Here is an 11,494-nt window from a genome sequence, read left to right on the forward strand (position 1 = left end):
GAGAGTGAGCTTGACAAGAGAGCGGGACACGAGTGGCAGGGTCTACGGGGACGAAGAAGAGCGGCGCGACCAACGGTGCGGAGCCGCGCCGGCTGGTGATCGTCGAGTCGCCGGCCAAGGCGCGCAAGATCGCCTCGTATCTGGGCCGGAACTTCGTGGTGGAGTCGTCCCGCGGCCACATCCGCGACCTCCCGCGCAAGGCCGCGGAGGTACCCGCCAGGTACAAGGGCGAGTCGTGGTCCAACCTCGGCGTCAACGTCGACAACGGCTTCGAGCCCATCTACATCGTCACCCCGGACAAGAAGTCCACGGTCACCGAGCTCAAGGAAGCCCTCAAGACCGTCGACGAGCTCTACCTCGCGACGGACGGTGACCGGGAGGGCGAGGCCATCGCCTGGCACCTGCTCGAGGCGCTCAAGCCCAAGATCCCGGTTCGCCGGATGGTGTTCCACGAGATCACCGAGTCGGCCATCCGTGCGGCCGCCGACAACACGCGCGCCCTCGACCAGGACCTGGTCGACGCCCAGGAGACCCGGCGCATCCTCGACCGCCTCTACGGCTACGAGGTCAGCCCGGTCCTCTGGAAGAAGATCACTCGCGGGCTGTCCGCCGGCCGCGTGCAGTCGGTGGCCACCCGGATCGTGGTCGACCGCGAGCGGGAGCGGATGAAGTTCGTCTCCGCCTCGTACTGGGACATCTCCGCCAAGCTCGACGCCGGCGCGGAGGCCGAACCGCGCAACTTCGGCGCGCGGCTGCTCTCGGTCGACGGCACCCGCCTCGCCACCGGACGCGACTTCGGCCAGGACGGCCAGCTCAAGGCCGGTGCCCAGGTGCTGCGGCTGGACGAGACCGAGGCCCGGCGGCTCGCCGACGCCCTCACCGGCGCCGCGCTGACCGTCTCCAACGTCGAGGAGAAGCCCTACACCCGGCGCCCCTACGCGCCGTTCATGACCTCCACGCTGCAGCAGGAGGCCGGCCGCAAGCTGCGGTTCTCGGCGGAGCGGGCGATGCGCGTCGCCCAGCGCCTCTACGAGAACGGCTACATCACCTACATGCGTACCGACTCCACGACGCTGTCCGAGACGGCGATCGCGGCGGCCCGTGCGCAGGCCCGGGAGCTCTACGGGGACGCCTACGTCTCCCCGCAGCCCCGCCAGTACAACCGCAAGGTCAAGAACGCCCAGGAGGCGCACGAGGCCATCCGGCCCGCCGGCGAGGTGTTCCGCACCCCCGGCCAGGTCGCCGGCGAGCTGGAGTCCGACGAGTTCCGCCTCTACGAGCTGATCTGGCAGCGCACGGTGGCCTCGCAGATGGCCGACGCCCGCGGCACCACGATGAGCGTGCGGATCACCGGCACCGCCGCCTCCGGCGAGGAGTGCACGTTCGCCGCCTCCGGCCGCACGATCACCTTCCCCGGCTTCCTGCGCGCGTACGTCGAGGCCGTCGACTCCGAGGAGGGCGGCGAGGCCGACGATGCCGAGCGGAGGCTGCCGCATCTGGCCAAGGGGCAGGGCGTCACCGCGACCGAGCTGAACCCCGACGGCCACACCACCAGCCCGCCACCCCGCTACACCGAGGCGAGCCTGGTGAAGACGCTGGAGGAGCTGGGCATCGGCCGCCCGTCCACCTACGCCTCGATCATCAACACCATCCAGGACCGCGGCTACGTCTGGAAGAAGGGCTCCGCGCTCGTCCCGTCCTGGATCGCCTTCTCCGTCGTCGGGCTGCTCGAACGGCACTTCGGGCGCCTGGTGGACTACGACTTCACCGCGGCCATGGAGGACGAGCTCGACCGCATCGCCGCCGGTGAGCAGCAGCGCACGCAGTGGCTGACCGGCTTCTACTTCGGCGGGGACATCGGCGCCGAGGGCTCGGTCGGGCGCTCCGGCGGCCTGAAGAAGCTCGTCGGCTCCGGCGTGGACACGATCGACGCCCGCGAGATCAACTCCATCCCGCTGTTCGCCGACTCCACCGGGCGCAACGTGGTGGTGCGGGTGGGTCGCTACGGCCCCTACCTCGAGCGGGACGGGGACGGTCCGACCGGGGCGGAGAACCCGCAGCGGGCGAACCTGCCCGAGGACCTGCCACCGGACGAGCTCACCGTCGAGATCGCGGAGAAGCTGTTCGCCACCCCGGTCGAGGGCCGCTCCCTGGGTACCGACCCGGTCACCGGCCACGAGATCGTGGCCAAGGAGGGCCGCTTCGGCCCCTACGTCACCGAGCTCCTGCCCGAGGCGGAGGAGGGGTCGAGCAAGGCGAAGAAGGCCAAGCCGCGCACGGGGTCGCTGTTCAAGTCGATGGACATCGAGACGGTCACCCTGGACGACGCGCTCAAGCTGCTGTCGCTGCCCAGGGTGGTCGGCAACGACCCGACCAGCGGCGAGGAGATCACCGCGCAGAACGGACGCTACGGCCCCTACCTGAAGAAGGGCACCGACTCCCGGTCGCTGACCAAGGAGGAGGACATCTTCACGGTCACCCTCGACGAGGCGCTCAAGATCTACGCCGAGCCCAAGCGTCGGGGTCGGCAGGCCGCGGCCTCCGCGCCGCCGCTCAAGGAGCTTGGCAACGACCCGGTGTCGGGCAAGCCGATGGTGGTCAAGGACGGCCGGTTCGGGCCCTACGTGACCGACGGCGAGTACAACGCCTCGCTGCGCAAGTCCGACAGCGTGGAGACCCTCACCGACGAGCGGGCGGCCGAGCTGCTCGCGGAGAAGCGCGCGAAGGGGCCGGCGCCGAAGAAGACCACGCGCAAGCCCGCCGCCGGCAAGGCGGCGGGCGGCACGGCGGCCAAGAAGACGGCGGCCGGGAAAACCACCGCGAAGCGCTCCACCGCCAAGACGAAGTCCTGACCCGCGGTTTCACCTGCAACGCCCGGCTCGTCGCTGTCCCGACGTTCGAGCCGGCCTCGTGTTGGGGTGGGTGGGGCTCGCCTCGCGGGCCGATGCCTTCTACTCTGTTAAGCAGAAAGTAGCCGACAGGTCACACAGGGAGTTCTGCGATGAACGACGACGGCACTCAGGACCCCGGTCCGCCGCCGGTCCTGGCCGACCCGGTCTCCGGTCTGGTTACCGGTACCCGCTACGACGCCGAGCAGGTAACGGTGCGCGTCGCTGAGCCGCCCAAGCCCGACATCGCGCGGGTGCGCGAGGTCATGGCGGAGATGCTCGACGAGAACTCCGAGCTCAACCTCGATCTCGTCGTGCCGAGGACCCCCGCGAACGGCGCTCCGGCACCGCAGGTAGCCGCTCCGTCCCCGACGACGCCGCCGATCGGAATCCCCGCCCAGCAGTCGTCCTCCCCCGAAGCGGCGCCGCCGCGGCCGCCGGCGCCGGACAACCCCGCCCCCGCCGAGCCGCCGGCCACCCGCACGCTCGTCACGCCGCCGCGGGTGGAGAGGGTTCGCCGGGTGCCGCGTCGGTTCGCTCTCGGGCGCCTCCGCGGGTTGCCGAGGCTTCCCGGGGGTCTGCCGCAGCGCTTCCGCCGCTCGCCGAAGCCCGCGCCAGGGGCGGGGCGCGCGCGGAAGTCCTCCGCGGCCGACATCGCAATAATCATGATATTGCTGTTCGTGACAGCGGTAGTCGGGATCGTCCTGCTGGCCAGCCTGATCGACACGCTCTCGTCGCTGTTCGGCTGACCCCTTCGGGCACGGTCATACTGTCACTCCTCGTGACCGAGCTGGTCGTCACCGTGGCGATCACTCGGTCATGGCATGACTGTCCACCCCAGGCGGGGCGTGGGCCTCGTCACCCGCTACCGTCCGGTCATCCGGACGCGCTCGTCTCCCGGCTACGCTGGTGCGGCGAATTGCGTGGAGATGGGGTGGCGGCTATCAACGGGGGAGCGGGAGTCGAGTCGAAAGTTGGCGCCAGGGCGCCGACTGAGTCCAACGCGTCCATCACCCACCGTGCGCGCAGCGTGCTCGCGATCCGCGGGTTCCGCCGATTGTGGGGTGTCACCTACCTGTGCAGCATCGGTGACTGGCTGTCGCTGCTCGCGCTGACCGGCCTGGTCACCAAGCTGACCGAGGGCTACCAGGCGCAGAGCTTCGCGTTCGCCGGCGTGGTGCTCACGCAGCTGCTGCCCGGCCTGCTGTTCGCCCCGCTCGGTGGTCTGCTCGCCGACCGCTTCGACCGCCGCAAGATCATGGTGATCTGCGACGTGCTGCGATGCGGGCTGTTCCTCTCGATCGCGATCGTCGGCACCACGTGGTGGTTGTTCATCGGCAACTTCCTCATCGGCTGCTGCGCGATGATGTGGATCCCCTCCAAGGACGCGGCGGTACCGAATTTACTGCGCCGGCCCGACCAGGTGGAGACGGCCAGCCAGCTGGGCATGGTGATGACGTACGGCATCTCCGTGATCAGCGGCGCGGGGCTGTACGCGGCGATCACCGGCATCACGACGAACCTCAACGTCCAGCCCGACCCGGCCGGCCTCGGCATGGCGAAGATCATCCTGGTGATCAACGGGCTGCTGTACCTGACCAGCGCGGTCCTGGTCGCGACGCGCATCCCGGAGCTGTCCCGCCGCGACACCGCGCCCGTGTTGGTCCGCCACCCGCCCAAGGACGAAGAGAAGCCCGGCTTCTCGGCGATGCTGCGGGACGCGGCCCAGTTCGTCCGCAGCACCCCGCTGGTCCGCGGGCTGCTGATCGGCATGATCGGCGCCTTCGCCGCGGCCGGCGCGCTGATCGGCTCCGCGAAGCTGTACGCGAACAGCCTCAACGGCGGCGAGTCCGCGTTCGGCCTGTTGTTCCTGGCGATGTTCATTGGACTGGCCACGGGCATGGCCGGCTCGCCCAAGCTCGCCACGCGGCTGCCGCACAACCGCCTGTTCGGCATCGCGATCGTCCTCGCCGGTCTGGTCCTGTCCCTGGTCGCGTTGTCCCCGCACCTGGTGGTCTCGCTGGTCGCCGTGACGATGGTCGGCGCCTGCGCCGGGTCGGCGTTCCTGACCGGGGTGACGATCATCGGCTCCCAGATCGAGGACGCCATCCGCGGCCGGATCAACGCGATCTACCAGTCGTTGATGAAGATCATCCTAGCCGGTGCGATGGCGGTCACACCGCTGCTGGTCGGCCTGGTCCAGCCGCGCAGCGTGCTGGTCTGGGGTCGGACCATGACCATCGACGGCACCCGGCCGGTGCTGTTGGCCAGCGGCCTGCTCGCGGCGCTGGTCGGTGTGGTGGCCTACCGGCAGATGGACGACCGGCGAAGCGAGCCGATCCTCGCCGACCTGCTCGCCGCGATCCGCCGCAAGCCGCGCCGTTCGACGGGGCTGCTGGTCGCGGTCGAGGGCGACGTCGTCGACGACACCGCGGTCCAGGCGGACCTGCTGGCCGACTGGCTGCGTCGCCCGGGCACCAAGGAGGTCCTGCTGGCCACCGACCCGGCGCTGGACGATCAGCGCCTGCAGTCGGTGCTGACCAACGCCCAGCTCACCGGCGCCCGCGCGCATGCCCTGGTGGCGGCGGCCGTGCGGGCCGACATCGTCGAGCGGCGAATTCGGCCGGCGTTGGACCGGGGCGCGCTGGTCGTCATGGAACGGTTCGTCGACAGCCCGCTGGCACACCTGTCCGCCGCGGCCGGCCTGGACCCGGCCGAGCTCGAAGGGCTGGCCGACTGGGCGACGGCGCGCCTGCGGCCCGACGTCACGATCCTGCTGGACCGCGACCCGAGCACGGTGTCCTCCGAGACCCGCAGCCGCTCGACCGAGCACCATTGGCACGTGCAGCGGGTGCTCACCGAGATGGCCGCCGCCGACCCCGACCGGTACGTGGTGGTCGACGCGGACGGCACACCCGAAGAGGTGGCTGTGCGGGTGCGGATCGCCGTGCAGACCGCGCTCGCCGGCCGTCGGCTGGCAAGCCTGGTCCCGAGCGACAGCCTGGCCCCGGTGCCCGCGACCACCGGGTCGAAGGTGGAGACTTGACCCTGTGAGTGTCTGGTCACAGGTGGTCGGTCAGCCGGACGCGGTAGAGGTGCTGACCGCGTCTGCCGCGGTGGCGGCGTCGATGGTGGACGGCACGTTCAGCGGTTCGGCCTCGGCCGTGCCGCACGCCTGGTTGTTCACCGGGCCGCCCGGATCGGGGCGTTCGGTCGCGGCCCGGGCGTTCGCCGCGGCGTTGCAGTGCGAGACCGGTGAGGGGTGCGGCACCTGCCCGGGTTGCCGCACGGCGATGTCCGGCACCCACGCCGACGTGCACGTGGTCGTCCCCGAGGGCCTGTCGATCTCGGTGGCGGAGATGCGTGCCCTGGTGCAGATCTCGGCCCGTCGTCCGACCGGGGCCCGTTGGCAGGTCGTGATCATCACCGATGCCGACCGGCTGACCGAAGGCGCGGCGAACGCCCTGCTCAAGGCCGTCGAGGAGCCGCCGGAGCGAACCGTGTTCCTGCTCTGCGCACCCTCGGACCACCCCGAGGACGTCCCGGTGACCATCCGTTCCCGGTGTCGACACCTCGGCCTGCGTACCCCGTCGGCCTCCGCCATCGCCGAGGTGCTGCGCACCCGGGACGGCATCCCGACCGACATGTCGGAGTGGGCCGCCTCCGTCTGCGGCGGTCACGTCGGCCGTGCTCGCCGCCTGGCCACCGACGAGGCGGCCCGCCACCGCCGCGAGTCAGTGCTGCGCATCCCGCTGAGCCTCCAGCGCCTCTCCGACGTGTTCACCTGCGCCGACGACCTGGTGAAGTCCGCCGAGGCCGACGCGGTCGAGGTGAGCGGCAGCCGCGACGAGGCCGAGAAGGAGGCCCTGAAGACGGCCATGGGCCACGGCGGGACGGGCAAGGGAACGGCATCGGCCACCCGGGGCAGCGCGGCGGCGATCAAGGAGCTCGAACGCCGCCAGAAGTCCAGGGCCACCCGCACCCAGCGGGACGCGATCGACCTCGCCCTGGTGGACCTGGCGGGTTTCTACCGCGACGTGCTGGTCACGGCCGGCGGCTCGCCGGCGGCCCTCAACCACCCCGACCGCGCCGCCGACGCCCGCGAGGCAGCGGCCAGGTGGACGCCCGAGTCGACCTTGCGTCGCCTGGAGGCCGTCCTCGCCTGTCGCGAGGCGCTGGAGCTGAACGTCAAGCCGCGAATAGCCATCGAGGCGATGCTGACCACGCTCCACCACGGCTGACCGACCGGCGTCAGGCGACCCCGAACTCCATGGCCGTCCGCCCCTCGGCCACCGGTCCCGACCACCGGAGCACCAGCCCGCAGCCGGCGGCCAACGAGGTGAGCTCGTCGACGGTCCGTTCGCTGCCGCCGAAGCACATCAGCATGAACAGGTCCATGGCGCTGTCGACACCCTGTCCCAGCATTGCCTCGATCACCACGACCGTGCCGTTCGGCCCCGCGGCCCGCCGGCTGCCGGCCAGGATCGCGCCGGCACGGTCGTCGTCCCAGTTGTGCAGGATGTCCGACAGGAGGTAGAGGTCAGCTCCCGCCGGCAGCGGCTCGAAGAAGCTGCCCGGCACGACACCCGCCCGACCGCCGAGCCCGGCAGACGCGAACCGTGCGCGGGCCGCGGCGACGGTCGGAGCCAGGTCCAACACCCGCCCACGCACGTCGGGATGGATGTCCAGAATCGCTTCGAGCAAGGTTCCGTCTCCGCCGCCGACGTCGAGGATGTCGGCGAAGCGCCCCCAGTCGAACCGCCGCGCGATCTGCGGCGCCTGCCGCTGGAACCGCCAGGTCATCTGCCTGTCGAACGAGCGCCGTAGTGCGGGTTGGTCGTCGAGGTCGCTGTAGAAGTCGCGCCCGTACCGGAGCACGTAGGCGGGGGTGCCTGTCATGACCGTCCCCAGCAGCTCGACGAAGGCGAGCTCGGCCCGGCCGCCGGCGCAGGTCATGTCGAGGAGGGGCTTGATTCCCTCCGGGGCGTCCTCACCCAGCTGCGCACCCAACTCGGTGGCGCGGTAACGCCGCGTACCCGGGTCGAGGTCGAAGACCCCGACCGTGACCAGGTGGTCGAGGAGTCGCCGCAATGCCGGTGGCGAGGCCTCTGTCTCGGCGGCGAGGTGGTCGGCCGTCGCACCCGCGCTGCCGGCTCGCTCCACCAGGCCGAGCGTGGCAGCGACCCGAATGGCCATCGGCGTGGTCAGATCGGCCAGCTCGCGAACCGAGGGTGTGAGCGAGTTCACTCAGCAAGGGTACAAATCGCACTGTTCGCGAGATGACCATTCACAGGGTGGCTACCGCTCGCCGGGGTCGCCGCCGGTCTCGCCCTCCGACTTCTCGTCCGGCTTGCCCTGGTCGTCGTAGCCCTCGGGCTGCGCGTCCGGCTCGTGCGGGCTCTCGGCCTTGGGCTCGGTGTTCGGCTCGTGCGGGCTCTTGCCCTCCGGCTCCTGCGCGCTCGTGTCCTCGGGCTCGCTGTCCGGCTCGTGCACGCTCGTGTCCTCGCGTGCCGTGTCCTCGGGTTCTGTGTCCTCGGGTTCTGTGTCCTCGGGTTCCGCCGTGTCCTCTGGTGCCGTGTCCTCGGAGGCTGTTTCCTCGGGGGTGGTCTCCTCGGGGGTGGTCTCCTCGGGCGCGGGCGCCGTGGCGAGGTTCGCCTCTACCTGGTCGTCGGCGTCGTCCTGGGTGGCGAGACCACTCGCGGCCGACGCGGCGCCTACCGGCCGCGGCTGGCGCAGCGTCGGGACCGCCGCCACCATGACCACGCCGATCAGCAGCATCGCGGTCCCCGTCCAGAACATGGGCACCGCTTTGTAGGCAAGGGTCGTGTACGCGAGACCCTGCGGCGCCCGGCCCTGCGGCTCCGGCGACGGCGGCGGCGGGGGAGCGGGCTGGGCCGACGCCCGGCACACCACGCCGCCGGCCGGCGCGTACGCCCGCGCGATCTGCTCGCCCAGCGACACCTGCACGAGCGCCGAGGGCAGGTTCGGCAGCCCGAGCGCCGCGGTGGGCAGCACCTGCAGGTCCAGCATCCGGGCCGTGGCGCCGAGCTGGAAGCCCTTGAACGGGTCGGTCATCGGCGAGCTCTTCTCGTCCAACTGGGCCACACCCAGCCGCAGCACGCCGAGGTCGAGCTTGCGCAGGCCGCCGGTGAGGGCGTCGCTGACCTTCTGGCCGTTGCCCAGCACGTCGCCGATGATCGGCAGCTTCTCCGCGCCGGGCACCCCGGTGAGCGGGATGCCGATCGGGATGTCCAGGGTGGGGTGCGCCGCGTCGAGCCCGCCGAGCGGTCGCCCGCCCTGCCACACCTCCAGCACGGGCGCGGTGTACTCGATCGAGGACGTCGTCGCATCGCCGGTGGAGGTGACCTGCAGGGTCGGCTGGCTGACGACCCGGACCTGGATCTCGAACGGAGTACCGGCGAGCAGCGTCAGCGCCGTCACCCGCAGGGTCGACGTCGTCCGGACCGCCTTGTTCTCCGACCCCGGGATGTCCACGAGCTGCACCGTCGACCGCGCCGAGAGCGTGTGCGGCAGGCTCACCAGCGAACCACTGCCGTCGGGCCGCGGCGCGGCGTCACCGGAGAGCACGCCACCGAGCGTGCTGAGCGGCCCCGCGAGCTGCTTGAGCCCGTCGATGATCGCCTGGTCGGTCGGCGCGTCGAGCCGTGGTGAGTCGAGCACCCCGGTCAGGTCGGCGACGTCCGGGAGCGTGGGGATGGCGTTGACCAGCGACAGGCTGGCGACCTCGGTGGAGGCGTCCGAGATCGTGCCGACGCAGGGTCCGAGCTTCTCGTCCCACCGCGCGTGCACCTGCCCCTGCAGGGCGCTGCCCCGCACCAGGGGGTTGTCCGGCAGCGCCAGCCCGTTGCGCTTCGGCTGGGGGTTGTCCGGCGGGGCGGTCTGCGCCAGCGCCCCGGGTCCTTGCGGCGAGGCACCCTGCACCGCGAGCCCACCCGGCGCGGCCTGCGCCACGGAGCGCTCGAAGGAGAGGTAGGCCTCCGAGTTGACCTGCGCGCTGGCGATCCCGAACCCCAACTCGAGCGTCGACTGCCGCGGCAGCTTGTCCTCGGCCCCGGGCGTGATCGTCCTGGTCGGAGCACTGTTGGGCAGCACCCGAACAAGCCCCAACCCCGTGGCGGCGTCCGCCACCACCCGCCCCGGCGGCACAGCCCCCACCGGCGCCGACATGGGCGGCGAGCTGGGGTCGGGAGTAGGTGTGGAGGTGGTGCCCGGTTGCGCCAGTGCCGGAGCCGCCGAGAGCAGCAGCACAACAGCCACCGCCGGCAGCGCTGCCGCCACCCGTGAGCGTCCTCGCATCACCAGGTCCTCCCTCGCCGACCAGCCCCACCAACCTAACGAGCCCAGTGCCCGAAGGTGACGCCCCACAGCTACCGGCTACACTGAACCCGCATCGCCGCCTTAGCTCAGTCGGCCAGAGCGGCTCACTCGTAATGAGCAGGTCAAGGGTTCGATTCCCTTAGGCGGCTCCAGGTCAGGAGCCTGTTAGCCCCAGATCTGCCCCTCTCATGGGGCCGGATCTGGGGCTAGTCGCGTCTCATGCTGGCCCATGGCCAACCTCCAAGCTTCCCAGCGGCTCACTCAGGGGTGAGAATCCTCCGCAAGTACTGCGCGCTTATGCGCAGTCGAACAGAACACCAAGGAAAATTGCGAGTCACTTGGCAAACTGCACATTTCGCTCGCCAGTGGAAGCGTATGCGTGACCCTTTACGTCACCACCGAAGGTGAGTTTTCAACACCGATACCGCTGTTCTCAGGTCGAGGTCGTGACGACCTACTGGAGGCGGCCGGATCGCAGGCTTACTCCTCGAGGACACTGCGCCGTCGACCGCCAGCAGCGTCTCGACGATCCTGCGCGGCACGACCAGAGTCCGAACATCCGGTCCGCAGCAACGGTCCGGCGGTCGAGTGGCACTGTCAACGGTCCGCCGCCACGAGTGTGCTGGCCAGCACGCTGAGCGTGTCCCCAATCCAGAACGGCGCGAAGCGGCGATGTCCGAGACCCGCAAGCCAACCAGAACCGACGGCCGCCACGGCAAATCCAGCGACATCGGCGGCCAAGCCCGCCAGGATGGCCGCATGGAGGAGGTTGAGGTCGTCGTCGCCCACAGCCAGCGCGCGACGCTGCGTGTCGGCGAACGAAGTGACCGGCGTCATCGACTGGTCCGAGGCCGCCCCCGGCGATGCCATGTTTGACCTCGCCATCTTGACGCTCGGGCACGAGGAACGTCTGGACGACCTGCTTGCCGGCTACGGCGCCGGCGCGGACCGGGATGTGATCCGCGCTTGGTGGTCACTGCGCAGTCTGGTGGCGTCACGCTGGCTGATCCAGCACGGCTTCGATCCGGACATGCCGGGGTGCGAATTCGACGTGCTCAGATCCCGGATGCAGGAACCCTAGTGCGGTCTCCATATCCATAACCGTGATGACGAATATGGGGTCGAGTAGTGAGGGCGAGAACGCCTGGTGGAAATATCTTTCGTGTAACGATTATCTCTCGTATCAACAGTTCAAGGGTTCGATTCCTTGGACAGCTCCACTCCTAGTGTCGTGAGTCGTTAATTCGTTCGCAGTATGCGGCGAGGGT

General features: G+C 70.5%; 8 protein-coding genes and 1 tRNA gene. 6 read left to right on the plus strand and 3 right to left on the minus strand.

Features of this window, described 5'->3' with window-relative positions:
• Positions 1–32 precede the first annotated feature (32 nt).
• The 4 genes from topA (at position 33) to BU204_RS19890 (ending at position 7,129) form a co-directional block, all read left to right on the plus strand.
• Positions 33–2,852: a type I DNA topoisomerase gene (gene topA, locus BU204_RS19875; protein ID WP_075127211.1), complete on the plus strand. Its 2,820-nt coding sequence runs from the start codon at positions 33–35 to the stop codon at positions 2,850–2,852.
• Positions 2,853–3,001: 149 nt separating this feature from the next.
• Complete coding sequence (locus BU204_RS19880) at positions 3,002–3,637, plus strand: hypothetical protein (protein ID WP_075127212.1); 636 nt, start codon at positions 3,002–3,004, stop codon at positions 3,635–3,637.
• A gap of 185 nt (positions 3,638–3,822) precedes the next feature.
• Positions 3,823–5,934 (plus strand): bifunctional MFS transporter/dTMP kinase, encoded by a 2,112-nt coding sequence (locus tag BU204_RS19885; RefSeq protein ID WP_408608023.1) that lies wholly within the window; start codon positions 3,823–3,825, stop codon positions 5,932–5,934.
• Between the two features lie 4 nt (positions 5,935–5,938).
• Positions 5,939–7,129: a DNA polymerase III subunit delta' gene (locus BU204_RS19890; protein WP_075127213.1), complete on the plus strand. Its 1,191-nt coding sequence runs from the start codon at positions 5,939–5,941 to the stop codon at positions 7,127–7,129.
• 10 nt (positions 7,130–7,139) lie between these two features.
• Here the strand turns inward: BU204_RS19890 and BU204_RS19895 are convergent, their stop codons facing one another.
• Both BU204_RS19895 and BU204_RS19900 read right to left on the minus strand, forming a co-directional pair.
• Positions 7,140–8,135 carry a methyltransferase gene (locus tag BU204_RS19895; RefSeq protein ID WP_233160418.1) on the minus strand — a complete coding sequence of 332 codons (996 nt, stop codon included), beginning with the start codon at positions 8,133–8,135 and terminating at the stop codon, positions 7,140–7,142.
• Positions 8,136–8,186: 51 nt separating this feature from the next.
• Positions 8,187–10,205 (minus strand): ICP22 family protein, encoded by a 2,019-nt coding sequence (locus tag BU204_RS19900; protein ID WP_233160419.1) that lies wholly within the window; start codon positions 10,203–10,205, stop codon positions 8,187–8,189.
• A 96-nt stretch (positions 10,206–10,301) separates the two neighbouring features.
• Between BU204_RS19900 and BU204_RS19905 the strand changes: the two genes are divergently transcribed.
• A tRNA-Thr gene (locus BU204_RS19905) sits at positions 10,302–10,378 on the plus strand.
• A 445-nt stretch (positions 10,379–10,823) separates the two neighbouring features.
• Here BU204_RS19905 and BU204_RS19910 read toward each other — a convergent pair.
• Positions 10,824–11,063 (minus strand): hypothetical protein, encoded by a 240-nt coding sequence (locus BU204_RS19910; RefSeq protein ID WP_143229606.1) that lies wholly within the window; start codon positions 11,061–11,063, stop codon positions 10,824–10,826.
• Here BU204_RS19910 and BU204_RS19915 point away from each other — a divergent pair.
• On the plus strand, positions 11,050–11,307 hold the full coding sequence (locus BU204_RS19915; RefSeq protein ID WP_233160420.1) for a phosphotransferase: 258 nt from the start codon (positions 11,050–11,052) through the stop codon (positions 11,305–11,307). The genes BU204_RS19910 and BU204_RS19915 overlap by 14 nt on opposite strands.
• Positions 11,308–11,494 lie beyond the last annotated feature (187 nt).

The organism is Actinophytocola xanthii (assembly GCF_001921205.1).
Classification (GTDB): domain Bacteria; phylum Actinomycetota; class Actinomycetes; order Mycobacteriales; family Pseudonocardiaceae; genus Actinophytocola; species Actinophytocola xanthii.